The sequence below is a fragment of the Paenarthrobacter sp. TRD_SC_7 genome (assembly GCF_056156245.1).
In genome coordinates, this window is record NZ_CM149587.1 from 1,891,776 (window position 1) to 1,916,619 (window position 24,844).

The window sequence follows — 24,844 nt, forward strand, 5'->3', positions numbered from 1 at the left end:
TTGACCAGGGAAGGGAGTATCTGCACAGGTCACGCACAGATTGGGGTGGCACAATGTATGGCTGGACCTGTGCTGATGGGGCTTCGGATGGCGGCCAGGAACACCCTCCCACAGGGGTTACGCGACTGAAACCGCGTAATATTGATGCTTTGTGCCACCGCTTTGAGGAACTGCCTAACGTGACGACGCCAACGATTCCTGCCCCTGCCCACCACGGTAAGCGGGCTGCCGGACCTGTTGCAAAGTCTAAGTTCCGCCCCGAAATCCAGGGCCTTCGGTCCCTCGCCGTCCTCATGGTGGTGAGCTACCACATCTGGATCGGCCGGGTCTCCGGCGGGGTTGATGTTTTCCTCCTTATCTCAGCCTTCCTCATGACCCTTCAGTTCACGGGACGTTACAAACAGGGCCGCCCCATGGACCTCCTGCGGCACTGGCTGCACCTGTTCAGGCGGCTGCTGCCCGCCGTCGTCGTGGTTCTCGTGGGCACTCTCGCAGCAACTTTCGTTTTCCTGCCGGCCACGCGCTGGGTTGAAATTGTCCAGCAAACCTGGGCTTCGCTGTTTTATTTTGAGAACCGGCTGTTGCAGGAGCTGGCCGTTGATTACTACGCCACCGACCACAGCATGGCGAGCCCTGTTCAACACTTCTGGTCGTTGTCGATTCAGGGCCAGGTGTTCATTTTGTGGCCCATCATCTTTGCGACGGCCGCGCTGGTGTGCCGTCGCTTTAACCTCCGCTACCGCGCGATGCTGGTATACGTCTTCGCGATCATTTTCCTGGTCTCGTTCATTTACTCCATCATCTTCACTGCCAGTAACCAGGCGGTTGCATACTTCGATACCTTTGCCCGTTTGTGGGAGTTCGCCCTGGGTACGTTGGTGGCCTTGATCCTGCCGGCCCTGAACTTCTCTAAACCTGTCCGTTTTGTGTTGGGGTGGGTTGGGGTGGCTGCCATGCTCAGCTGCGGGGTGCTGTTGCAGGTACAGACCGCGTTCCCTGGATTCGTCGCCTTATGGCCTACTCTGGCTGCAGTTGCGGTAATCGCAGCTGGTCAGACGGGGAGCCGTTTCGGCGTGGACCGAATCCTGAGTTCCAAATTCCTGGTTCGGCTCGGTGACAATTCCTACGCCCTCTACCTCTGGCACTGGCCCGTTCTGGTGATTGCCTTGGCTTGGAGCGGCAAGGATCATGCAGGCTGGCTTTCCGGAACGGCCATCATCGCGCTGTCACTCGTTTTGGCTTTCCTCACCACCAAGTTCGTGGAGAAGCCGTTCCGGGAATGGAAATGGCCCGAGATGAAGCGCCGCCGCTCGGTCATCGCGATCGTGACGTGCCTGGCAGTCGTGTCCGCGCCCCTCATGGCTTTCCAGTACAAGTTGGACCTGGACCAGCAAGCTGCGGAGGCGCGAATGGTCTTCGATAATCCCGGGGCAAAGGCACTCCTGCCCACTTATGTGAATGAAGCGGCTCCAAATGCGCTCACCCAGCCCACCGCGGAAAGGATTGGGCGTGACTGGGCCAAACTGCCCGAGGGGTGCTCCGGTGACACGAAACCCGAATCGCAGTTGCTGCAGGACAACTGCCGGCAAAACGGTGTTGGTTCCGACGCCACCAAGACAGTCCTGGTAGTGGGCAACTCCCATTCCCAGCAGTGGCTTGCCGCATTGGAAGTGATCGCGGAGCAGCATCATTGGCGTCTCTACTCGCTGTTGTACGGGGCGTGCCCCTTCATGACTGAAGATCCCGAGTCGGAGCCTGGCTGTAACGAGTTCAACAGTGAAGTGCGCAGCCACATCCGGGACCATGCGCCGGATGCCATCTTCATGGTGGGCACAGCGGCTGTGTCGTCGTTGCCTGACGAAAGACTGACCCACGGCTTTGAGGGCCTCGTTCCCGAGGTCACAGCACTGGGCATCCAGATGGTGGCAGTACGGGACAACCCAAGGTTCACTTACAGCCTGACGGACTGCGCCCTCGCCAAAGGGGTGGACAACCCTGATTGCCGTCCGCTGAAGTCAGACGTCCTGGCTGAGCCCAGCCCCTTTGACGCCGTGGCGGGTAAATACCAGGACCTGATCCTGCTGGATATGACCGACCTTGTGTGCCTGGGGATCTACTGCCCGCCCGTCATCGGTAACACCTTCGTCTACTTGGATGACAACCACCTGACCAAAACGTACGTCAAGAGCATGTCGGGCATGCTCGATGAAAGGTGGTTTGCCGCGACAGGGTGGCAACGATGATGGGCGCACGCGCAAGAGCGGCTGCCCCGGCGGTCAAGGAATCCACGACGTCGAAACCCGGCTTCCGCCCGGAAGTCCAAGGCCTGCGTGCTCTGGCAGTGCTCATGGTTGCGGCGTACCATATCTGGCTCGGCAAAGTCTCGGGCGGCGTAGACGTCTTCCTGTTGATCTCGGCTTTCCTGCTGACGTTGTCCTTCACCCGGAAGCTGGAAAGCGGCAGGCCCTTGGGCCTTTTGCGGCATTGGCTCCACGTGTTCAAGCGGCTGCTGCCCGCTGTCGTCGTTGTCCTGCTGGCGGTCCTGGCGGGCACCTGGGCGCTTATCCCGCAAAGCCGATGGCCTGACATCCTCACCGAGGCCTGGGCGTCTCTTATGTACCGCCAAAACTGGCAGCTTGCCGCTTTCGCGGTGGACTACTACGCCCAGCAGCACGTGCACGCCAGCCCCCTGCAACATTTTTGGTCGCTGTCCGTGCAGGGACAGGTGTTTATTCTGTGGCCGTTGATCTTCGCCGGAATCGCCCTTCTGCAGCCTCAGCTGGCCCGGCTGTTTCCGCAGCGGAAAACCGTAACCCACAGGCAACTGCTGTTCATCGCATTCGGTGCGGTCTTCCTGGCTTCGCTCGTGTTCTCCATCGAGCAGACCGCCAACAACCAGGCATACGCCTACTTTGACACCCGTGCCCGCCTGTGGGAGTTCGCCCTTGGCTCCCTGCTTGCCTTGGCGCTTCCATATCTGAAACCAGGACGCCGGCTCCGCGTTTTCCTCGGATGGGCCGGCATAGCAGCTATGCTCGCCTGCGGGCTGTTGCTCACTGTGGACCGCTCCTTCCCGGGTTTCGTAGCCCTCTGGCCCACCCTTGCCGCCGCAGGAGTCATCGTCGCCGGGCAAAGTGGGAGCCGTTGGGGAGTTGACCGCTTCCTCAGCTCGCGGCCGTTGGTGGTGGTGGGAGATAACTCGTACGCCCTGTACCTGTGGCACTGGCCGATTTTGGTGTTCTTCCTCCTGGCCTCCGGCACCACCACACCCAGCCTCCTCCAAGGCTTGGGAATCATGACGGTTTCCATGCTGTTGGCGGTAGCCACCACAAGGTATGTGGAAGTGCCCCTGCGCCGCTGGAAGTGGCCGGACGTGCGGTCCTGGCGGGCCGCCGTCGTGATTGCCTCATGCGGTGCGCTGTTGGCGTTACCGGTCACCGCGTGGCAAAGTGCCATCACCGCTGAAGCTGCAGCGATTGCGGACCAGCCCCACGAACTGACTCCGGGCGCTGCGGCGCTGTCCCCGGAGTACGTCGGCAAGCCGAGCGAAGAAGCCCTGATCATCCCGGCCCCGGCGGCCATGAAGGACGAGTGGGCCAACGTCGACGGGCAATGCGCCGGAGACAACGTGCCCAGTGATCCTCTGCTGGAGGGCTGCCTGCAGAATGAGGAACCCGAGGTGGTGACCAAGAGGATTGTCGTGCTCGGTGATTCGCACTCCCAGCAGTACACGGCTGCCCTTGGTCCGATCGCCAAAGAACACGGTTGGGAAGTGGTGACGTTGCTCAAGGGTGGCTGCCGGTTCGGTGCGCAATCGTTGGAGCGCGCCGATTTTTGCAATGAGTTTAACAAGGCAAGTGCCGCCTACGTCATGGAGCACAAGCCTGATGCCGTGTTCACGGTGGCTTCGCTGACGCACGTCGATGCCCCGTTCGAGACAGAAGTGCCGGGCTACCTCGAAGGCATTAAGCCGTTCACGGACGCCGGAATCGACGTCGTGGGTATCCGGGACAACCCGCGTTTCAGCTTTAACATGCCTGAGTGTGTCCAGAAGAAGGGCAAGGATTCGCCCGACTGCAACGTGCCGCTTGAAGAATCCTTGGCGGCGTCGTCACCGTTGGACGATTACGTCGGCAAGGTGGAGCGGCTCTACCTCATGGACATGAGCGACTTCATCTGCGAGCAAGGGAGGTGTCCGGCTGTGGTGGGGAATGTCTACGTCTACAAGGACGACAACCACCTCAGCAAAACCTACGTGCAGACCATGATCCCTATGTTCGAAGAGCGGCTGCTGGCCGCTACTGGTTGGTCCGGCGGCTAGCTTTCGCCTCCAGCCGCGGTTCGGAACATACGACGCCGGCCTGCCGCCAGTGCTGTTGCTCACAGTCAGGCGTCGCGGAATATGGCGATCGGCGCGGAGGTTCTAGTATTTATCCAATACCTTCTGCACAGGTAACTTTTGCACAGGTACTCTCTGCACAGGCCAGTCCCGTAATGACGGGCTGGTCATCAGTTGCAACCCCTACCAGTTAAGCCCCCGGAACCCAGGTAAGAGGCGCACACTCATGACCCAGCCCGAACACGATCCCTTTGGCTTTGTTGGCCTGACCTACGACGACGTCCTGTTGCTCCCCGGCCACACGGACGTCATCCCGTCCGACGCTGACACGTCCTCCCGCATTTCCAAGCGCATCTCCGTTCAGACTCCTTTGCTTTCGGCAGCAATGGATACCGTGACCGAGTCCCGCATGGCCATCGCCATGGCCCGGCAGGGTGGTTTGGGTGTGGTTCACCGCAACCTGTCCATCGATGACCAGGCCGAGCACGTAGACCGCGTCAAGCGCAGCGAATCCGGCATGATCACCAACCCGCTGACCATCGGCCCGCAAGCCACGCTGCAGGAGCTGGACGAGCTGTGTTCACGCTACCGCGTTTCCGGGCTTCCCGTCGTGGACACGGACGGACGCCTGCTTGGTATCGTCACCAACCGCGATACCCGCTTCATTCCGGAATCGGAATTCCCGCTGCGCAGCGTCAGCGACGCCATGACCAAGATGCCGCTCATCACCGGCCATGTGGGCATCAGCCGTGAGGAAGCCTCGCACAAGCTGGCCACCAACAAGATTGAGAAGCTCCCGCTCGTTGATGAGCAAGGCCGCCTGATGGGGCTTATCACCACCAAGGACTTCACCAAGGCTGAGCAGTACCCGTTGGCCACCAAGGACGACGAAGGCCGCCTCCGCGTAGGTGCCGCCATCGGATTCTTCGGTGACGGCTGGGAACGCGCCATGAAGCTCATCGACGCCGGCGTGGACGCACTGTTCGTCGATACCGCCAACGGCCACTCCCAGGGCGTGCTGGACATGATCCGCCGCTTGAAGTCAGATCCCATCGCGGCACACGTGGACATCATCGGCGGCCAGGCCGCCACCCGCGAAGGTGCGCAGGCACTGATCGACGCCGGCGCCGATGGCATCAAGGTGGGCGTGGGTCCGGGATCCATCTGCACCACCCGCGTCGTCGCCGGCGTGGGCGTGCCGCAGATCACCGCAATCTACGAATCCGCCAAGGCGGCAATCCCCGCCGGTGTTCCGCTGATTGCCGACGGCGGCCTCCAGTACTCGGGCGATATCGGCAAGGCACTGGTTGCCGGAGCCGACACCGTGATGCTGGGCTCCCTCCTCGCCGGCTGTGAGGAGTCCCCGGGCGAGCTCATCTTCGTCAACGGCAAGCAGTTCAAGAGCTACCGCGGCATGGGCTCACTTGGCGCGATGCAGTCGCGCGGCAAGAACACGTCCTACTCCAAGGACCGCTACTTCCAGGCCGACGTCTCGGGCGACGACAAGCTCATCCCTGAAGGCATCGAAGGCCGCGTTGCCTTCCGCGGCCCGCTGGCCTCCGTGGCTTACCAGTTGGTGGGTGGCCTCCGCCAGACCATGTTCTACACAGGTGCCCCAACCATCGCGGAGCTGAAGGCACGCGGCAAGTTCGTCCGCATCACCCCCGCAGGCCTGAAGGAATCGCACCCCCACGATATCCAGATGACCGTCGAAGCCCCGAACTACGGTTCCCGCTAATCGACCACCTGTTAAACAGCTGTTCCCCGTGGAAGTTTCCACGGGGAACAGCTGTTTAACAGGACACGGCAGAATTGTCGGTCCCCAAGAATAGGCTGGGCACATGTCAGAAAAGCCCGCGCAACCGCGGCACCCGGAGTCGGTTCGGCTGAACTCAGTCCAACCGGGCAAGGCGCCAGCCCGCAAGCTGGCCTTGCGGCCGTACGCCCGCGCCGTCGGGCAGGTCCTGAAGGTGAGCTTCAAAGCCTCACCCGGTGCGGTCATCATGAAGGTAGCCGGGTCCCTGATTTCGGCCACCCTGCCGCTGGTCACCACTTACTTCGCTGCGCTGACCACCACTGCGCTGGCGGCCGGTTACGCGGGAGACCCCGACGCTGGTCCGCGGGCCATTCTGTATGTCATCATTACCGCCGCGCTGGGGTTGTTCTGGGGTGCCTTTAGCAGTGTTGACCGCTACATCCAGCAGCTGATGAGCTTCAAAGTGGGCGCCATCGTGGGCGACATGATGTACGAGCGGTTCCTGGCGCTGGAGTTCTGGCGCTATGACGACAAGGAAACGGTGGATCTTTACGACCGCGCCAAGCGTTTCTCCGATTCGTACGCCAGGGTCCTGGACCGGATAGCCGCCATCTTCACGCAGTTCGTCTCGGTGATCCTGGCCATCGGCGCTTTGCTGCTGGTCAGCTGGTGGATCGCAGTCATTGTTTTGGTGGCTATCGTGCCCAGTGTCTACCTGCAGTTCAAACTGTCCCGCGAACAGATCGCACACTGGAATACGCAGGTGGATTCGCGGAGGCAACGCCGGGTGATCGAACAAAACCTGCTCCGTCCGCAACATATTGCCGAGATGCGGCTGTACGGGATCGTTGGATACCTCATGGACCTGAGGTCGAGGCTGCGCGATGCTGACGAACGCAGGCGCCTGGACTTCCAAAAGCGGTACATCCCCAAGCAGCTGGCCGCCGATTCCCTGCAGTACGGGGCCGAGGTTGTGTCCTTGATCTGGGTGGTTGGCCAGATCATCGCCAGGGCACAACCGGTGGGACAGTTCCTGTATGTCCAGCAGATTGTGAGCCGCGCACTGTCTACTGCCAATAGTCTTGTCTCGTCGCTGAGTTCCATTGATGAGGACCTCGCCAACCTCAAGGACTACGAGCTTTTCATGGCCCTTCCTGTTCCCAGTGGGAAAGAAAAGCCGCTGTCAACGTCGCCCGGCACCGTTGAGCTGCGGGACATCAGGTTCAGCTACACCGGGAGCGATATCGAGGTTATCAAGGGTATCTCCATGACCATCAGGGCCGGTCAGCACATCGCGATTGTGGGGGAGAACGGCGCCGGTAAATCCACGCTGATCCGTATCCTCGCAGGACTGTACCGGCCCGATTCCGGCCAGGTTCTGCTCGACGGCGTGGACCTCGCCGGAATTGACGTCACCAGCTGGCACCGGCACCTGGCGGTACTGAGCCAGGAGTTCCTCAAATATGAGTTCGCCACCGCGGCGGAGAACATCTACCTCGGCGATGTGGACCAGCCCCGCGACGATGACCGCATTCGGCGGGCGGCCTCGGACGCCGAAGCCATGGAGTTCATCAACAAGTTGCCCAACGGCCTGGAGAACCACGTCAGCAACTGGATGGAGGACCCCCGCGGACGCAAGGGTAGCGGGCTATCAGGTGGCCAATGGCAGCGACTGGCCATGGCGCGTAACTTCTACCGCGATGCCTCGTTCATGGTCATGGATGAGCCAACGTCAGCCATCGACGCTTTGGCCGAGCACCGCATCTTCACCCGGCTCTTCGCAGACCGGAGCAGCACCATCATCGCCATCAGCCATCGTTTGGCCACCATCGAGAAGGCGGACATCGTGTACATGCTGGAGGACGGCCGCATTGCGGAGCAAGGAACACACAAGGAGCTTGTGGCGCTGAGGGGCCGGTACTTCCGGATGTTCGAATCCCAGCTCTCGGTGGATGAGACCAGCCGGAACACCCCTAGCTGACCCCTTTGCTGTGAGGGCGCAAACGGCGGGGCAGAAACCTGGGCCTTGGTTTTGGTGGGATAAACTCGAGCAGTGACTTATGAGATTGAGATTGGCCGTGGCAAGCGTGGGCGTCGTGCCTACTCCCTGGATGACATCGCGATCGTCCCGAACCGCCGGACGCGTGACCCGAAGGACGTCTCTGTCTCCTGGCAGATCGACGCCTACAAGTTCGACACCCCCGTGATCGCTGCTCCCATGGACTCCGTGATGTCCCCGGATACTGCCATCGCCTTCGGTCGTCTTGGCGGCCTGGGCGTCCTTGACCTCGAGGGTCTTTGGACCCGCTATGAGGATCCCCAGAAGGTGCTCGACGAGATCGCAGGCCTGGCGGACGAGCCCAGCAGCTCTGCCGTCACGCGGCGCATGCAGGATCTGTACCAAGCGCCTATCCAGCCTGAACTCATCAGCTCCCGCCTGGCCGAGATCCGCGCCGCCGGTGTGACCGTAGCAGGGTCCTTGACCCCGCAGCGCACCCAGGAGCACTACAAGACCGTGGTGGCTGCCGGCGTCGATATTTTTGTCATCCGCGGAACCACGGTTTCAGCTGAGCATGTCTCCAAGAACCACGAGCCCCTGAACCTCAAGCAATTCATCTACGAACTCGACGTTCCCGTGATTGTTGGCGGAGCAGCCGGCTACACACCTGCCCTGCACCTCATGCGCACTGGCGCTGCCGGCGTCTTGGTTGGTTTCGGCGGCGGTGCCACCACCACCACGCGTCGTGCCCTCGGTATCCACTCGCCCATGGCTTCGGCCATCTCCGATGTCGCTGCCGCCCGCCGCGATTACATGGATGAGTCCGGTGGACGTTATGTTCACGTCATTGCCGACGGCGGCATGGGCAGCTCCGGCGACATCGTCAAGGCCATTGCGATGGGTGCCGACGCCGTCATGCTTGGCAGTGCACTTGCACGTGCCGAAGAGGCACCGGGCCGCGGTTGGCACTGGGGTCCCGAAGCACACCACCTCGAATCTCCCCGCGGCGATCGCGTCAACGTCGGAACGGTTGGTCCGTTGGAAGAGGTCCTCTTCGGACCCGGCCACCACACCAACGGAACGTCCAACCTTATTGGCGCCTTGCGCCGTTCCATGGCGACCACCGGCTACTCGGACCTCAAAGAGTTCCAGCGCGTCGACGTCGTCGTCTCGCCCTACGCGGGCAACTGATAACCATGGGTTGAAAGCCCCTGTTGGTTCCGATCTTGTCGGAGCCAACAGGGGCTTTCTTCGTTTGGGCGAGTTTCTCCATCGCGGCTTCTGACCGTTTCCCTGCCCAAGGCGGCAAGCAACAAGTAGGGTAGGGGACTACCAGCTGTTGCGTTTGAGGAGGGGTCCGATGAGCAGTGTCGCAGGCGGTCCGCAGGTGAATTCCCCGGGAGCACTGAGCCCGGAATCCCGAGCCGCATCGATCGAAGTCCTGAAAGCCACTGCCCAGGCGGGCAAAGAGCTCGACATCCTGATCGTTGGCGGTGGCGTAGTAGGAGCCGGCGCAGCCCTGGATGCCGTGACACGTGGCCTCACGGTGGGCATCGTCGAGGCCAGGGACTGGGCGTCCGGTACCTCGTCCCGATCATCGAAGCTAATCCACGGCGGACTGCGGTACTTGGAGATGCTGGATTTCGGCCTCGTCCAGGAAGCCCTTCAAGAACGGGGGCTGCTCATCCAGCAGATCGCACCACACCTGGTACGTCCTGTCCCCTTCCTGTACCCGCTGACGCGCCGTATCTGGGAGCGCCCGTACGTGGGCGCGGGCATCATGCTCTACGACACCTTGGGTCTGACGTCCGGCCACAGCCGGGGCGTCCCCATGCACAAGCACCTCTTCCGGCGTGGAACCCTGCGCGCAGCTCCGAGCCTTAAGGAAGATGCTTTCGTTGGATCCATCCGTTACTACGACGCCCAGGTGGATGATGCCCGTCTCGTGGTCAACCTGGTCAGGACTGCGGCGCACTACGGTGCGCACGCAGCGAACCGTGTCCGCGTGGTGGATTTCCTCCGCGAAGGGGAACGCGTAGTCGGGGCCAAGGTGGAAAACCAAGAGGACGGCAGCGTCTTCGAAGTCAGGGCAAAACAGGTGGTCAACGCTACCGGCGTATGGACCGACGAAACGCAGGCAATGGTGACCGACCGTGGCCAACTCAAAGTCCGTGCATCCAAGGGAATCCACCTTGTGGTGCCGCGCGACCGCTTCCAGTCCACGGTTGGGCTAATCCTGCGCACGGAAAAATCAGTGCTCTTTGTGATCCCATGGGGTCGGCACTGGATTATCGGCACAACAGATACCGATTGGACGCTGGACAAGGCACACCCCGCAGCGTCCAGCAAGGACATCGACTATGTGCTTGAACATGTCAACAAGGTTCTCAAGCGTCCGCTGACCCGCGAGGACGTGGAAGGCGTGTACGCAGGCCTCCGTCCGCTGTTGGCTGGTGACAACGACTCCACTGCCAAGTTGTCCCGGGAGCACGTAGTGGCGCACCCTGTGCCGGGACTTGTAGTGGTAGCCGGTGGTAAGTACACAACGTACCGTGTCATGGCCAAAGACGCCGTGGACGAGGCAACCAGGGCCATGGACGAACGTGTTCCGTCCAGCTGCACTGACACCATTCCGCTCCTGGGGGCTGAGGGATTCAAGGCGGCCTGGAACCGGCGCGGAAGGTCGGCCGAACAGGCCGGCGTTCACGTGGCACGCGTGGAGCACCTGCTCAACCGTTTTGGATCCATGACACCTGAAGTCCTGGATATCATCTCGGGCCGGCCGGAACTGGGAGAGCCCCTCCCGGGGGCAGATGACTACTTGGCCGCAGAAGTTGTTTATGCAACAACCCACGAGGGCGCGCGTCACGTTGACGACGTTTTGACCCGACGCACCCGGATCTCCATCGAAGCATGGGACCGCGGTGTGTCTGCCGCGCCCGTAGTAGCTAAGCTGATGGGAGAAATCCTTGGCTGGAGCGAGACTCAGCGCGAAAGCGAAATCAAGCACTACCTGGCGCGCGTGGAAGCTGAGCGACTCAGTCAGCAGCAACCCGATGACGAGTCGGCCGATGCCGCGCGTATGGGAGTGGAGGACATCGTTCCCCTTCGCTAGCCAGCTCAAGGAATTGAGGCCGGGAGGCCACATGGAGGGAACACAACTTGGCTGAACCACTTGACCGGTATGACGCGGAACTGACCACCCCGGATACGGTCATCCTTGAACTTGTTGCCCAGGACAAGATCGATGCCGCGGCACAGCTGGCTCACAGGCTCTACGCAGCAGGCAGGATTTCCAATCTTGAGGGCTTCTTGGAGCAAGTGCATTCGCGGGAGCACCAGCTTGCCACCGGGCTTCCGGGCGGCATCGGACTACCTCACGCACGCAGCGAATTCGTGGACAGGATCTCCATTGCGGTAGGCGTGACCAAGTTTGGCCACGCCTTGGATTTCGGTGCCACCGACGGTCCGGCGACCCTGGTCCTCCTAATCGCAACGCCGGCCAGTTCCTTCTCCGACCACCTCGAGGTTCTTGCCACGTTGGCGCGTTCCCTTTCGAAGGAGTCGTTCCGGGAATCCCTGCGCCGGGCACACGATCCCGAGGTCATTTCCGAACTCATTAACTCCAGCCTGGTGTTCTTCGACCACTGAGATTGGGGCAGGCCCTTTCGTGTCGACTCCGTCGCCACGTAGGGACCCTGCTGCCCCACTCTAGGGCCGGCCTTACAGGTCGTTTCGTTGTTCTACAGCCGGACGAAGTACGGTTAAGGGGTGTTGAAAACCGCGTTGAAACCCCGCTGGATCGCAGGACTGGTCTTTGCGCTTCTGCTGTCCGGGGTGTTTGTGCTGCTCAGTCAATGGCAGCTGAGCCGGTCTGCCCAGCACGAGCCCCCTGCGCCGTCCAGCATCGAAGAAGTGAAACCGCTGGTAGACGTCCTCCAGCCGGGCCAGTTCTTCCCCGGTTCCGTCTCGGACCAGATGGTCACCGCCACAGGAACGTACGATCCCGGCAAGCAAGTCCTCGTTGAGGGCCGCCTGTACAACAACGAAAAGGGTTTCTGGATCGTCTCTGCCTTTGCGGTCAACAACGCACCCACGCTTACCGGTGCTGGTGCCTCGCCCCAGACGTGGATCCCGGTGGCCCGCGGTTGGGTGGCTGATGCCGCCCAAGCCGGCCCGCCGCCGTCGGGAACCATCACCCTGACCGGTCGCCTCATACCGTCTGAAGCGCCGCTTCCAAACGTCGACGCCGGTCCAGGCCGTGCGTCTGCGGTCTCAACGGCGGAGCTCATTAACAAGTGGGAAGTCTCCAGTTACCAAGGCTTCATCGCCGCGACATCGGAAGTCTCAGGCGGCGTGACAATTCCCCTCGGCGATACCGTCAGGGCACTCAATATCCCGCCGCAGCCCCCTGCAGAGCAGGTCAACTGGCTGAACCTCTTCTATGCGGTGGAATGGGTTGTCTTTGCAGGGTTCTCGATCTTCATCTGGTGGCGGTTGGTGAAGGACGACTACCGGCGCGACCTCGAAGAGGACGAGTACGAAGATGACGACTTCGACGAGGCGGACAATCCCGAGGTAACCACAGAACCTACAAGCCCAGAGCCAGAACAAAAGGTGCAGCAATGATTGAGCCAAAACCGGCGATCCAACCCGAACAATCCGGACCCAAGCCGAAGAAGCGGCGTTTCGGCGGAACGGAAGCACAAATCCGTTCGGCGTTGAAGTTCTACAAAGTTATGGCATACCTCACGGGTGCCATGCTTCTCCTGCTGTGCGCTGAACTGATCGCCCGCTACGGCTTTGGTGTCTCGCTCTTCGCAGGCGGCACGAATGCGGTGACGGGCCAGCCGTTTGGCTTCGGCTTTGCTCAGTCCGAACCCAAGGGCGTCATTGGCGGCTTCAACATCTCCACCTCGGTGCTGATCGTTCACGGTTGGATGTACGTGGTCTACCTGGTTTCCAACTTCCGACTGTGGTCGCTCATGCGGTGGCCGTTCTCCAAAATGATCCTTTTGGCGCTGGGCGGCGTTATCCCGTTGCTGTCCTTCATCGTCGAGAAGAAATTCCACGCCCAGGTGGAAGCGGAACTCGCAGCCAACCCGCAAGCGTCCAAGCGCTACTAGGACCTCACGGGGTCCCGGTGTGAGATGCCTAACGGCAGGGCCTGTTTTGGCCCTTGGCCGCCCTCGTCAACGTGCACCGGGGCGGCCCGGCAAAGTAGTCTTGTCTGGTGACTACTCCCACCGCACCCCAGACTTCCCAGAAGCCGGTGCTGGTTGTTGACTACGGTGCCCAGTACGCGCAGCTGATTGCCCGCCGCGTCCGCGAAGCGAATGTGTATTCGGAGATTGTTCCGCATACCTTCACCACCGAGCAGCTTCTGGCCAAGAACCCGGCAGCCATCATTCTCTCCGGAGGGCCCTCCAGCGTCTACGCCGAGGGCGCCCCGAGCGTTGGCGCTGACCTCTTCGAAGCCGGGGTGCCGGTTTTCGGCATCTGCTACGGCTTCCAGGCGATGGCCAACGCACTGGGCGGCAAGGTGGCCCAGACGGGTCTCCGGGAGTATGGCGCCACCGAAGCACTGGTTGTAGGCGACGCCCGCTCCATCCTGGACGGCGTTCCCTCTTCCCAGAACACTTGGATGAGCCACGGTGATTCCGTTCACGAGGCCCCTGAAGGCTTCGAAGTACTCGCCTCCACCGCCGGTGCTCCGGTCGCCGCTTTCGCCAATGACGAGAAGCGGCTCTACGGTGTGCAGTGGCACCCGGAGGTCAAGCACTCCGTGCACGGTCAGCACGTCCTGGAGAACTTCCTGTTCAAGGGTGCGGGCCTGAGCCCCAACTGGACCACGGGCAACATCCTCGAAGAGCAGGTGGATCGTATCCGCCAGCAGATCGGCGACTCCAAGGTCATTTGTGGTCTCTCCGGCGGCGTCGACTCCGCAGTAGCTGCCGCTCTCGTCCAGCGCGCCGTCGGCGACCAGTTGACCTGTGTCTTCGTGGACCACGGCCTCCTGCGTGAAGGTGAAGCCGAGCAGGTTGAACGCGACTTCGTGGCAGCCACGGGCGTCAACCTGTACGTTGCCAACGAGCAGGAACGCTTCCAGTCCGCATTGGCCGGTGTCAGCGATCCTGAGACAAAGCGCAAGATCATTGGCCGCGAGTTCATTCGCGCCTTCGAGGAAGCGGAGCGGGCCATCATCGCCCAGGCCGCTGCCGAGGGTGAAAAGATCAAGTTCCTGGTCCAAGGCACGCTGTACCCGGACGTCGTGGAATCCGGCGGCGGCGAGGGTGCTGCAAACATCAAGAGCCACCACAACGTGGGTGGACTGCCCGAGGACCTGCAGTTTGAGCTCGTTGAGCCTCTGCGGGCCCTGTTCAAGGACGAAGTTCGCGCCGTCGGCGCCCAGCTCGGCCTTCCGCAGGAAATCGTCGGCCGCCAGCCGTTCCCCGGTCCCGGCTTGGGTATCCGTATTGTCGGTGAAGTCACCAAGGAGCGCCTGGACCTGCTGCGCAAGGCTGATGCCATTGCACGCGCCGAGCTGACAGCCGCCGGTTTGGACAACGACGTATGGCAGATGCCGGTTGTCCTTCTGGCCGATGTCCGCAGCGTTGGTGTCCAGGGCGACGGCCGTACATATGGCCACCCGATCGTGCTGCGTCCGGTGTCTTCCGAAGACGCCATGACGGCAGACTGGTCGCGGTTGCCATATGACCTGCTTGCCCGCATCTCCAACAGGATCACCAACGAGGTGGACGGAGTTAACCGCGTGGTGCTGGACGTCACCAGCAAACCACCGGGAACCATCGAGTGGGAATAGCATTCCGAGTGGCCGGCTTCCTCTGGGAGGCCGGCCACTGTGCTTGAACCCGCAAGGCACTTGGCTTGCGAAATTGGCAGGCACCTTTGAAATGACGGCGAATTTCGCGTCGGAACAGCGTTGCGGAGCAGGCTGGCAGGGTATTCCCGCTACCCTCGAAGGTATGCCGGTATGGTCCAAGGCGTCTAAAGCTAGTACAGAGAAGAAGGCAGAAGTCGTGTCAGTAGGTCAAGGCCAGGAAGAGGGCTCCGAAGAGCTCCGCAAATGGCTGTCTGGTCTCAAACCCGTTACCGGGGCAGACACGATGCTGCGCTTCGTCAAGACGCCTGAAGGCGCCATCGATCTCAGCAACGCACACCCATCCGGGCTGGCGCAGTTGCTCGCAGGGCGCAGAACACGGTTGTCGACGCTTATCAGGGATCGCCAACAGTATTTGGTGGCGGCCAGGGCGGCCCGCAACATCCGGTCCAAGATCTTCGAGCTCAGCAACGACCGCGGCATCGAGGCGGGCTACTTATCCGCCGGAACTGTGGTGTGGACTTCGGCCGTCGGTGGCAAGCCGCAGCGCGTCTCAGCACCAGTGATGCTCACGTCCATCGTCCTTACGGTCAGGCCGGGCGAAGACGACTTCGAACTCCAGTTGACCGAGCAAGCGCGCATGAACCCCGCTCTGGTGCGCCATCTGAAAACTGTTCACGGCATCGTCTTCGACGTCAACGCTGTGGCGCGCATGGCCTATAACACTGCCCGACTGGATCCCCAGCCGGTTCTGGACCGTTTGTCCACGCTGATTCAGCCAATTCATGGTGCAGAGGTGGAGTTCAACCTGCTGGTCACTACGCTGGCTGATCTTTCGGGCAACCTGGATGATCCCTGGATCAACACAAACAACCCCACGATCGCTGCCCTTTCCACCGCAGCCAATGGTGGTGACATTGAGCCGGAGCCCATCAAAGCGGGCAGGTTCCCCAGCCTGGACCTTCGGGATCCGGCCGACGAACTTCTCTTGCTCGATGCCGATACGGACCAGCAGTACGTGGTGGACGCCGTTCGCGCCGGGGATTCGCTCGTTGTCAGCACTCCACCGGGAAGTGGACAGACCCAGACCGCAATCAACGCCATCGGCGCATTGGTCAGCGAAGGCAAATCTGTTCTGGTGGTGGGAGACAGGCAATCCAGCCTTGGGGGTCTCTCCGCTCACCTTGAATCCCTGGGCCTCGAGTCGATGCTCTTCCGGCCCGGTAACGGGACCACTCCGCAGCAGCTCAAGGGTCAGCTGGTCAGGGCCATCATGCGCAACGAGAAAGCGCTTGAACCACAACTCGGCAACCTCCACCAGACGCTGACCGGCCACCGTCACGCACTGATGGACCACGTCGCCTCGCTTCACAACGTCCGAGAGCGTTGGGGTTGCTCGCCCTATCAAGCGATGCAATCGCTCGCCGAGCTGACATCCATCCACCCGGCGCCCTCCACTACTGTGCGCCTCAAACGAAGCGTCCTGGATAACATCAAGGACCGTGAAGAGCTCGCAGGGCGCCTGCGTCGGGCTGCAGAGCTTGGCAGCTTCAGCCGGGCTTCGACCTCCAGCCCTTGGTATGGTGCACGTTTGGTCACCCGCAAGGAGACCGAGGAAGCGCAGCAGCTTGCCCGCCTTGCCGAGGAGAGGCTCCCGGTCCTGCGGGATCGCATGAAACAGGTTTCCGACCACGCCGAGATTCGCTTGGGCGAAACATTCACCGAGTGGGGTGCCCAGCTTGAACTGCTGATCGCCGTGCGTGAGAGCCTGGACAAGTTCACACCGGACATCTTCGACCGGCCGGTGCACGATCTCATCTCCGCAACGGCCAGCTCTGCCTGGCGCCGGGAACGCAACCTTGAGATGCCGTCCATGCAGCGCTCCCGCTTGCGCCGAGTGGCCAAGGAGTACGTGCGGCCCGGTGTTCACATCGCCGACCTCCACAGCTCGTTGGTCCTCGTCCAGGAGCAGCGCGCACTGTGGGCAGGCTACGCAACAACCCAGCGACACCCGGCGGTACCCTCCGGACTTGCCGACCTCGGTGCCCTCTACCGGGAACTCGATGGCGAACTGCGTCGCCTCGGCGATGCCCTCAAGCACACGTCCGATGGCGGTTCGTTGCACGGGACACCTTATCTACAGCTCATGGAACGGCTGGAGCGGCTCGTCGCAGACACGGCCACGCTGGAAACCCTTCCCGAGCGCACGCTCCTCATCGAGGAAATGCGCGAGCATGGACTCGGTGAACTGCTGGCGGACCTTGCTCACCGGGAAGTCCCGGCGTCTTCCGTAGCCGCCGAACTGGACCTGGCCTGGTGGCAGTCCGCTTTGGAAGCCATGATCAGTGGCGATGACTACCTCGCCATGTCTGACGGTGATTCGTTGCGCCGACTCGAAGCGGAGTACCGCCTTGCCGACCAAGCCCACATTGCCAGTGGCGCCGCCCGGCTCCGTTGGCAGCTGGCCCAGAAATGGCGTCAGGGTCTTCTTGAGCACCCAAGGCAGGCGGAGTTGCTCCGTGCCTTGCTGAAGGACGGCCGGGTGACCTTGCCCGCCCTGAGCGCCCAAGCTCCGGACCTCGTGCCGTTGCTGGTCCCCGTATGGTCCGTCAGTCCTTACTTGCTCACCGGTGTGCTCCCGGCTGAGCAGAAGTTCGACGCTGCAGTGATCATCGACGCTGAATCCACTTCTCTGCAAGCCGTTCTCCCCGCCATCGCCCGAGCACGGCAGGTGGTTGCTTTTGGTGATGCGAAAATCGCCAATGCACGCACTTTCAGTGTGGCTGTGGAACCCCCGGTTGCCGGTGTTGCCAGCCATGAGAATGTAGACAGCGCATTCAAGGCGCTGGCCAGGGTGCTGCCCACGTGGCAGTTGAACTGGGTCTACCGTGCGGTGGACGAGGACTTGATCCTGCAGTTGAGCAAGAACTACTACGACGGCGGTCTGCGGCGCCTGCCCGACGGCAACTCGGTCACTGGCTTGGACCGTTCGATCCACGTGGAGTACATACCGGACGGCACTGGGCTCCCCGGGGCCGACCACGAGGGCGTTGAGTCTGTCACCGCGGAGGTCAACCGTGTGGTGGACCTTGTGTTCGAACACGCCAGGCTCCGGCCCCGCACTTCCTTGGCGGTAGTGACGGCAAGCTTGCGCCACGCTGCCAGGATTGGCGAGGCCATCAGGCTCCAACTGCCCAACCACCCTTTGCTGTCCACCTTCTTCGGAGCGGGCCCCGAGTCCTTCCGCGTGGTGGACCTTGAGCGCGCCCAGGGCCTGGTGCGGGACCACGTGATCTTCTCGCTGGGTTATGGACGCACTCCGCATGGCCGTGCGCTCCATTCCTTCGGCCCGCTGTCCACCGAAGGCGGGCGGAACCGCTTCGCCTTGGCGATGACCCGGGCCCGGCGCTCCATGCACGTCCTGAGTTGCTTCCGGCCAGAGGATCTCGACCTCGATCGCCTGGCTCACGGTGCGGTGGACTTCTACGAACTGCTGGACCGGGAACTCTCCGGAAACAGCAACCTCGGAACGCCTGCCTCCCGCGCTGTCGCCAGCGAGCAGGCACTGGGTGAGGATCCGTTGGTGGCCGATCTTGGGGAGCGCCTGCGTGCCCGGGGAGCACGCGTCTGGCATCTTTATGATGGCGTCCTGGATATAGCAGCGGCGGCTGACCCCGTCCACACAATTGGCCGGGAAGGCGCCGAAATCCCCACCCCGGTTGCCATCGAATCCGATGGCACTGAACGATACCGACGGATGAGCGTCCGTGAACGCAGCCGGTTGCGGCCGCAATTGCTGGAGCGCATGGGCTGGCGCTACATGTCGCTCTGGACCATCGAGGTCTTCACGGACCCTTCGTCCTGCGCGGACCGGATCGGTTCGTATCTCGGGCTTGAGAACCACATCGCGCAGTCGGCGTCCCAGCATGGTTTCCTGCACGTGGATGGTGAACAATTGAATCCGGGCAATGCACAGCCCGCGTTCACCTCCGCTTCCGCAGACCATGCAGACGGCGAACCTGAGGCCGCCGTCCGCCCGGCAAATGGGGATGCCGAGACAAATAGCTCCGCAGAGAATGGGAAAGAAGCGCCACTGATGGATCAGGAAACAGGCACAGAAGACCGTGCCACGCAGGAATCCGGCGAACCGGGCAACAGAGCCGCCGAAGAAGCTGCGGACCGGAAGGCCACAGCAGCCACGACAGGCTCCAACGGCATTCTTCCTACGAAAGCCGCTGAGGACGACCCCCGGCGATGGGGCGACGACTCCGGTTACGACCATGAGCAGTGGCTGAAGGAGCAGAAGCCTCCGCACTGGGGCTGAATGGCCAGCGGTAGCTGAGCCGCCCATCAAGGACTGACCAAAACAAAGAAGAGCTTGCCTTGCGTTGATGCGCCGGCAAGCTTTTCTGCTTGCTGGGGATCGGCTGCCACCACCACCAGGCCGTCGGTGTCGCCTGTCCCTAGCCATTCGCCAGGCTTGCCGCCCTGGGCTGACGTCCAGAGGACGGGCACCGGGCCGGCCAGGACCTGGCTTTGCCTGGCCTCGTCATAGGAGCCCGCTGCTGTGAGGACTACCGTCACCAGCTGGCCGGGAGAGAGTAGCTGGATGGACGCGGGGTCCGCCATCCGGAGGGGAACCGCTGCCGAGCCCATGGGTGCCCCCGTCAGGAGACCAGGACCCAGCAGACTCGACTCTGTAGGGATCTGCCCTCTGCCAAGGGGCGACGCGAGTTGGCGGCCAACAAGGGTGCCGACGTTTTCCACAGCCCCGGTAATCGCGAGGTCCGCGGGAACCCCCACACTGGTGAAATCAGTTTCGGTGAGGCTAGTACCCGTTGGGAGGTCGCGGGCTGCTACTACGATGCCCACGCGCTGCTCCGCGGCAGGGGTGAGTTGCTGGACTGCGATGCCAGCAGCCACGCACAGCAGGAGCGCTACTGCCAAGCGGCGGTTGCGTGCAATCCAAGAGCGGAATCCGGCTCGCGGCCGCCGTTGACCCCCACGGTCTCCCGGACGATACCGGCCAGAGCTTGAAGTGCGTCCGACAGGGGAATGGGGTGCCCGGGCGGGCGTACGGTTCAGCGGTGGCCAACTACCGGAGGCTGCTGCTGAACGCTCGGCGCGGGCGAGGAGGGCGCTGCGTGACGTAAGTGGCATGCCGCCACGTTAGCCAGCGGCCCGGGCGACGTAACAGCGGCCCGGTGCCCTATGTGGAAAACCCGGTTAGTTGGCTGCCGCTGCGGCTGCCGGTGCGGCTGCAGGTGCCGACGAGGGAGCGGCCGGGGCGGCTGGTGCAGCGGAAACTGTGCTGCCCTTGGCATCGCGGGAATCAGTCCGGTAGAACCCGGAGCCCTTGAAGACGACGCCTACGCTGTTGAACTTCTTCCGAAGCGAGCCCTTGCATTCGGGGCACTCCGTCAGGGAGCTGTCAGAAAAGGACTGGACGATGTCAAAGGCATGGTCACAGTCTTTGCAGGCGTATGCGTATGTTGGCACTGAGTTCCTCCTTTAGGACAAAGTTCAGGTCCTGTGCAGCAACGGCGGAGAATTTCCGCTTTTAGCAGTCGCAGGGCCTGAGTGCCAATTCTATCATCGGTCACTGTGGCATGTACCAGGGGATGTGCCAGACCTCACCTGCCAGGCCAAGGGCGTTCAGTGGGGTCCCACACCGTCGTGGAGCTGCACGATGCCCGACGGAGTCAGCACCTGACGCACTGGGCGATCAAACGCCTCGGCGGGAATGGAGCATGAAGGCAACAAATCGTCGTCGTACACCACTGCGATGGTGGGCGGACGTTGGCCGGAAGCATCGAGGCCTTGGAGGAGCCGATCGTAGTAGCCGCCGCCTTGGCCGATCCTGTTGCCGTCCCGGTCCACTGCGGTGGCGGGCATGAAGATCCCCGCGGCTCCGGCTATCACCGAGCTTTCCAAACGTTCACCCTCGGGTTCGTCTATAGGCGCATAGGAGGACCTGACAAAGGCCGTGGAAGGTGTCCAATACACCCAACTCAATTGTCGGCCGGGTTCGCAAACGGGCAACAGTACCCGGTGCCCGGCTTCGTGCAGTGAATTGATGAGGGGGAGGGTGGGCGGCTCGAAAGCTACGCCTACATACACGGCGAAGGTGGCAGTCGTGCCGGGGGAGATGTTCGCCGCCCAGCCAGTCCCGTGCCGCGCAAGCGACTCGCCCGCATTCGCTATGTACTCCGGAGTAAGGGTCCGCCTGTGCAATCGCCGGCTGCTGCGGATGTCTTCCTTCGATGCCATCTGTGTCCGATCGTGAGGTTCGCCCTGCCTGGAGAGCAGCAGAGGCTGTCCATCCGGAACGAAATGTGCGTCCCGGCGCGGCGAGGGGTTTAGCCGTTGATGTGTTCCTTCCGTTACATTAGTCCGGTGACTCTAGAAAACAACGCTGTCCGTAAGGCCGTCATCCCCGCAGCGGGCCTCGGCACCCGGTTCCTTCCCGCCACTAAGGCGATGCCGAAGGAAATGCTGCCCGTGGTGGACAAGCCCGCCATCCAGTATGTCGTCGAAGAAGCAGTCAAGGTGGGCCTGCATGACGTCCTGATGATCACGGGACGCAGCAAGCGGGCACTGGAAGACCACTTTGACCGTGTGCCGGCACTGGAAGCCACATTGGCTGAAAAGGGCGACACCGCCAAGCTTGAGGCCATTCAGTCCGCAACCAACCTGGGTGACATCCACTACGTCCGCCAGGGCGACCCCAACGGCTTGGGCCACGCTGTCCTTCGTGCAAAGCAGCACGTTGGCTACGAGCCCTTCGCCGTCCTGCTTGGCGATGACCTGATCGATGCCCGCGAGGACCTGCTGAGCGAAATGATCGCTGTTCAGCAGAAGACCGGCGGTTCCGTGGTTGCCCTCATTGAGGTGGAGCCTTCCAAGATCAGCGCCTACGGATGTGCTGACGTGGAGGACAACGGCGAGGATGGCTACGTGCGCATCAAGCAGCTCGTCGAGAAGCCGTCTCCGGAAGAAGCACCGTCAAACCTTGCCGTGATCGGACGCTATGTGCTCCACCCGGCCGTGTTCGACGTCCTGGAGAAGACTGCCCCCGGACGCGGAGGAGAGATCCAGCTGACGGACGCCCTTGAAGTGCTCGCAGCCGGCGAGGGCGAAGGCTATGGCGTCTACGGCGTCGTCTTCCGAGGCCGCCGCTACGACACCGGTGACAAGCTCAGCTACCTCAAGGCGTGCATCGAGCTTGCCTGCGAACGCGATGACCTCGGTCCTGAGCTTCGTGAGTGGCTGCCCAACTTTACAGCCTCGCTCCCCAAATAACCCGGAATGTACGGCTCTGCGATCTGGCCGGTGACGCTGGAAAGCGGAGACCTGCTGCTTCGACCTATCCGCTACCGCGACAAGCGGGAGTGGTCCGAAGTCCGGTCGCGGAACAGTGAGTGGCTTGCACCGTGGGAGGCGTCCAACCCGGCTCCGGGTGGGCGCCTGCCCAGCTACCGCCAAATGGTGGGTTCCTTGAATGAACAGGCCCGCCAATCAAGCGCCCTGCCGTTCCTCATTGTTGAGCGAATTGATGGCCTTAGCGAACCAAAGATCGTAGGGCAACTGACTGTCTCATCCATCGTGTGGGGATCGGCGATGATGGCCACTCTTGGCTACTGGGTCGATAAGGACCGTGCCGGGCACGGCATCGCACCAACCGCGGTTGCGATGGCAACTGACCACTGCTTCAGGGTGCTGGGATTGCACCGTATGGAGATCAACATCAGGCCCGAGAACTCACCGAGTTTGAGGGTGGTGGAAAAGCTTGGATTCCGCGACGAAGGCTATCGGGAGCGCTACTTGCACATCAATGGCGAATGGGCTGACCACCGCTCTTTTGCACTGACGTCCGAGGAAGTTCCAGAAGGACTTTTGCGTCGGTGGCTCAGAGGATAAACGGGCAGGTCATCGGGCTTTTTGCTCTTATCTCCAGTCATTTGCGGACTCGCCGACGACACACCGGCCGCAATGCCGCCGCCCCCGGCGATTTGCTTCTACGGTTTTGAATGTGGACTTCCCTCTCAGCAGCTCAGTGATACTCGTGGTCACTGTCGCGCTGTGGATGGTCTGGGTGGCGCCCTACGTTTTGCGGAACAGGCGGCAACAAGTCCAAACGGCCGCTGTTCCAGTAGAGGCTTTTGATGACGAACCAGACGAAACGCAGGCAGGGGTGGTAATGACTTTGGCACCTCAGCAGGAGAAACCGATGGAGACCATGCACAGCAAAGCACCCGCGTCGCCCGAGGAATCCAGTGCGGCGGAGCCGTCCCTTAGGAAGGCGCCCACCACTCCGTTCACCATCCGTTATGCCCGGCTCACGCTGGCATTGGCAGGCCTTGCCTTGCTGGTGACAGCAGCGGTTTCCGGCGTTCTGAGAATTCTTGGAATCGGTACAATCTGGTTGCCGCTGGTGTCGCTCATAGGTGCGGTTCTCGCCGTCGTAACTTTGCGGAAGCTCGCGCTGCGGGATCTTCGCGAACGAAGGGCGCGCCGCGCTGCTCAGGCCTCGCCCATCCCGACTCCAGCGCGCTACTTGCCGAAGGAACCGGTTGCGGGTTCGAAGGAAACCACGGTTTTCGACGCCGAAGCCACCAGCCGTGAGGCCGCTCGCTTGTCCGCCGTCGAACTGCGGCAAGCAGCACTTGCCGTGGCTGTTGCCGCAGGAGACAAGTCCGCTGAGGCCGCCAAGGATTCGAAGGGTGCCAGCTGGCAGCCCGTCGAGGTCCCGAAGCCCACCTACGTAGCTGCTGCAAAAGCGTCGCGTCCGGCTCCTGAGCCGTTGGATCTCCCCGAAGCACCAAAGCCCGTGGGCAAGCCTGTCCTGAAGCAAAGCGTGGAACAGGCCGAGGCTGCAGCCGCTGTAGTTGCCAAGGGCCACAGTGCCTTGAGCAACTTGGACGATGTCCTCCAACGTCGCCGCGCCTAACCTGCCATGACAAGCCTGTGCGTTGCGGGCGGCACCGGCCAGGTAGGCCGTGAGGTTGTCCGGATTGCCTTGGCGGCAGGGCACAGAGTTTCCGTTCTTAGCCGCAATGTGCCGCCTCTCGGTTCCTCGAAGCATGACGACGGCGCCACTTACTTTGCGGGCGACGTCACCACCGGCGAAGGCTTGGCGGCCGCAGTGACGGGCGCCGACGTCGTTATTGATTGCCTTGAGGGACAGTTCGGCAAGGCCCAAAAGGAATTCGCCGACGGCGGCGCCAGGCTTCTCGCTGCTGCACACCTGGCCGGTGTTCGCAAGGCCGTGGCGTTGTCCATCATCAACTGTGATCTGAGCTCCTACTCCTATTACGCCTCCAAGGCGGCCAAGGAACGGAAGTACACTGAGTCGCCCCTACAGACCGTGGTGGTCAGGTCGACGCAGTTCCATGGACTGGTGGCAACGATCTTCGCAGCCGGGGCCAAGGTACGGCTTGTCCCAAGCTTCAAAGGTGCCAGGTTCCAGTCGATCTCGCCTGCAGATGTTGCAGCCGCCTTGCTTGAGGCGGCTCGGGGTGATTCGCCCGATGACCAGCATCAAGTGGTCACGGTAGTTGGTCCGGAAACTCTGACCATGCGGCAGATGGCAGAGACCTGGAAGTCGGTAACCGGCGCGCGGGGGAAGATTGTTGAGCTGCCCTTGCCCGGGCCGATGGGTGACTTCCTTCGGGCCGGCCACAACCTGAGTTCGGAGCAGCCGTACGGCACGGAGACTTTCGTGTCGTGGTTGGAAAAGCGTAGGGAAAGTTTGTAGCCTAGGGACACTGGCCGGGCAATTGAGGCTCGGTTTAGGGGCTATAGCTCAGTTGGTAGAGCGCTTCGTTCGCATCGAAGAGGTCAGGAGTTCGAATCTCCTTAGCTCCACATTTGGCGGCTGCCGTCACTGGGGCAAGTTTCATCAGCGTC

At 62.0% G+C, this 24,844-nt stretch carries 18 protein-coding genes and 1 tRNA gene; 16 read left to right on the forward strand and 3 right to left on the reverse strand.

All coding sequences use genetic code 11. From position 1 onward, the window contains the following. Positions 1 to 179 precede the first annotated feature (179 nt). From AC0J5Z_RS09210 to AC0J5Z_RS09260, 11 genes are all read left to right on the forward strand, one after another. Entirely contained in the window at positions 180 to 2,243 is a 2,064-nt protein-coding gene (locus tag AC0J5Z_RS09210; RefSeq protein ID WP_475038785.1) for an acyltransferase family protein, read from the forward strand. Further along, the gene (locus AC0J5Z_RS09215) at positions 2,240 to 4,321 is read left to right on the forward strand and encodes an acyltransferase family protein (protein WP_475038786.1); all 2,082 of its coding nucleotides are present in this window, start codon (positions 2,240 to 2,242) and stop codon (positions 4,319 to 4,321) included. Before AC0J5Z_RS09210 ends, AC0J5Z_RS09215 begins: the two co-directional genes overlap by 4 nt. A gap of 244 nt (positions 4,322 to 4,565) precedes the next feature. After that, positions 4,566 to 6,077 carry an IMP dehydrogenase gene (gene guaB / locus AC0J5Z_RS09220; protein WP_475038787.1) on the forward strand — a complete coding sequence of 504 codons (1,512 nt, stop codon included), beginning with the start codon at positions 4,566 to 4,568 and terminating at the stop codon, positions 6,075 to 6,077. 103 nt (positions 6,078 to 6,180) lie between these two features. Further along, positions 6,181 to 8,076, forward strand: a complete 1,896-nt coding sequence (locus tag AC0J5Z_RS09225) for an ABC transporter ATP-binding protein (RefSeq protein WP_475038788.1) — start codon at positions 6,181 to 6,183, stop codon at positions 8,074 to 8,076. A 72-nt stretch (positions 8,077 to 8,148) separates the two neighbouring features. Then, positions 8,149 to 9,285, forward strand: coding sequence for a GuaB3 family IMP dehydrogenase-related protein (locus AC0J5Z_RS09230; RefSeq protein WP_475038789.1), 1,137 nt, complete (start codon positions 8,149 to 8,151; stop codon positions 9,283 to 9,285). A gap of 169 nt (positions 9,286 to 9,454) precedes the next feature. Beyond that, positions 9,455 to 11,209, forward strand: coding sequence for a glycerol-3-phosphate dehydrogenase/oxidase (locus AC0J5Z_RS09235; RefSeq protein WP_475038790.1), 1,755 nt, complete (start codon positions 9,455 to 9,457; stop codon positions 11,207 to 11,209). A gap of 47 nt (positions 11,210 to 11,256) precedes the next feature. Continuing rightward, positions 11,257 to 11,745 carry a PTS sugar transporter subunit IIA gene (locus AC0J5Z_RS09240; RefSeq protein WP_475038791.1) on the forward strand — a complete coding sequence of 163 codons (489 nt, stop codon included), beginning with the start codon at positions 11,257 to 11,259 and terminating at the stop codon, positions 11,743 to 11,745. Between the two features lie 120 nt (positions 11,746 to 11,865). Then, entirely contained in the window at positions 11,866 to 12,723 is an 858-nt protein-coding gene (locus tag AC0J5Z_RS09245; protein ID WP_475038792.1) for an SURF1 family protein, read from the forward strand. After that, positions 12,720 to 13,220, forward strand: coding sequence for a DUF3817 domain-containing protein (locus AC0J5Z_RS09250; RefSeq protein WP_475038793.1), 501 nt, complete (start codon positions 12,720 to 12,722; stop codon positions 13,218 to 13,220). The genes AC0J5Z_RS09245 and AC0J5Z_RS09250 overlap by 4 nt, the downstream gene beginning before the upstream one ends. A 107-nt stretch (positions 13,221 to 13,327) precedes the next feature. After that, entirely contained in the window at positions 13,328 to 14,917 is a 1,590-nt protein-coding gene (guaA, locus tag AC0J5Z_RS09255; protein WP_011775506.1) for a glutamine-hydrolyzing GMP synthase, read from the forward strand. 163 nt (positions 14,918 to 15,080) lie between these two features. Continuing rightward, entirely contained in the window at positions 15,081 to 19,259 is a 4,179-nt protein-coding gene (locus tag AC0J5Z_RS09260) for an AAA family ATPase (protein WP_475039637.1), read from the forward strand. Positions 19,260 to 19,285: 26 nt separating this feature from the next. Here AC0J5Z_RS09260 and cpaB read toward each other — a convergent pair whose 3' ends face one another. The 3 genes from cpaB to AC0J5Z_RS09275 all read right to left on the reverse strand — a co-directional run bounded on the left by cpaB (position 19,286) and on the right by AC0J5Z_RS09275 (position 21,244). After that, a complete protein-coding gene (gene cpaB / locus AC0J5Z_RS09265; protein WP_475038794.1) occupies positions 19,286 to 20,095 on the reverse strand; it encodes a Flp pilus assembly protein CpaB in 810 nt (269 codons plus the stop codon). Between the two features lie 66 nt (positions 20,096 to 20,161). Continuing rightward, on the reverse strand, positions 20,162 to 20,434 hold the full coding sequence (locus AC0J5Z_RS09270) for an FmdB family zinc ribbon protein (protein WP_475038795.1): 273 nt from the start codon (positions 20,432 to 20,434) through the stop codon (positions 20,162 to 20,164). A gap of 156 nt (positions 20,435 to 20,590) precedes the next feature. After that, positions 20,591 to 21,244 carry a 5-formyltetrahydrofolate cyclo-ligase gene (locus AC0J5Z_RS09275; RefSeq protein ID WP_475039639.1) on the reverse strand — a complete coding sequence of 218 codons (654 nt, stop codon included), beginning with the start codon at positions 21,242 to 21,244 and terminating at the stop codon, positions 20,591 to 20,593. Positions 21,245 to 21,304: 60 nt separating this feature from the next. Here AC0J5Z_RS09275 and galU point away from each other — a divergent pair, with 60 nt between their 5' ends. From galU to AC0J5Z_RS09300, 5 genes are all read left to right on the forward strand, one after another. Beyond that, positions 21,305 to 22,237 carry a UTP--glucose-1-phosphate uridylyltransferase GalU gene (gene galU, locus AC0J5Z_RS09280; RefSeq protein ID WP_475038796.1) on the forward strand — a complete coding sequence of 311 codons (933 nt, stop codon included), beginning with the start codon at positions 21,305 to 21,307 and terminating at the stop codon, positions 22,235 to 22,237. Positions 22,238 to 22,243: 6 nt separating this feature from the next. Further along, on the forward strand, positions 22,244 to 22,855 hold the full coding sequence (locus AC0J5Z_RS09285; RefSeq protein ID WP_475038797.1) for a GNAT family N-acetyltransferase: 612 nt from the start codon (positions 22,244 to 22,246) through the stop codon (positions 22,853 to 22,855). 145 nt (positions 22,856 to 23,000) lie between these two features. Then, complete coding sequence (locus AC0J5Z_RS09290) at positions 23,001 to 23,885, forward strand: hypothetical protein (RefSeq protein WP_475039641.1); 885 nt, start codon at positions 23,001 to 23,003, stop codon at positions 23,883 to 23,885. Between the two features lie 6 nt (positions 23,886 to 23,891). Beyond that, positions 23,892 to 24,692, forward strand: coding sequence for an SDR family oxidoreductase (locus AC0J5Z_RS09295; RefSeq protein ID WP_475038798.1), 801 nt, complete (start codon positions 23,892 to 23,894; stop codon positions 24,690 to 24,692). A gap of 37 nt (positions 24,693 to 24,729) precedes the next feature. Next, positions 24,730 to 24,802, forward strand: a tRNA-Ala gene (locus AC0J5Z_RS09300). Positions 24,803 to 24,844 lie beyond the last annotated feature (42 nt).

Coding starts and splice junctions, on each gene's coding strand:
- AC0J5Z_RS09215 (WP_475038786.1), top strand. CDS start 2,240: ATGATGGGCGCACGCGCAAGAGCGGCTGCCCCGGCGGTCAAGGAATCC.
- guaB (WP_475038787.1), top strand. CDS start 4,566: ATGACCCAGCCCGAACACGATCCCTTTGGCTTTGTTGGCCTGACCTAC.
- AC0J5Z_RS09225 (WP_475038788.1), top strand. CDS start 6,181: ATGTCAGAAAAGCCCGCGCAACCGCGGCACCCGGAGTCGGTTCGGCTG.
- AC0J5Z_RS09235 (WP_475038790.1), top strand. CDS start 9,455: ATGAGCAGTGTCGCAGGCGGTCCGCAGGTGAATTCCCCGGGAGCACTG.
- AC0J5Z_RS09250 (WP_475038793.1), top strand. CDS start 12,720: ATGATTGAGCCAAAACCGGCGATCCAACCCGAACAATCCGGACCCAAG.
- AC0J5Z_RS09260 (WP_475039637.1), top strand. CDS start 15,081: ATGCCGGTATGGTCCAAGGCGTCTAAAGCTAGTACAGAGAAGAAGGCA.
- cpaB (WP_475038794.1), bottom strand. CDS start 20,095: ATGCCACTTACGTCACGCAGCGCCCTCCTCGCCCGCGCCGAGCGTTCA.
- galU (WP_475038796.1), top strand. CDS start 21,305: ATGTGTTCCTTCCGTTACATTAGTCCGGTGACTCTAGAAAACAACGCT.
- AC0J5Z_RS09285 (WP_475038797.1), top strand. CDS start 22,244: ATGTACGGCTCTGCGATCTGGCCGGTGACGCTGGAAAGCGGAGACCTG.
- AC0J5Z_RS09295 (WP_475038798.1), top strand. CDS start 23,892: ATGACAAGCCTGTGCGTTGCGGGCGGCACCGGCCAGGTAGGCCGTGAG.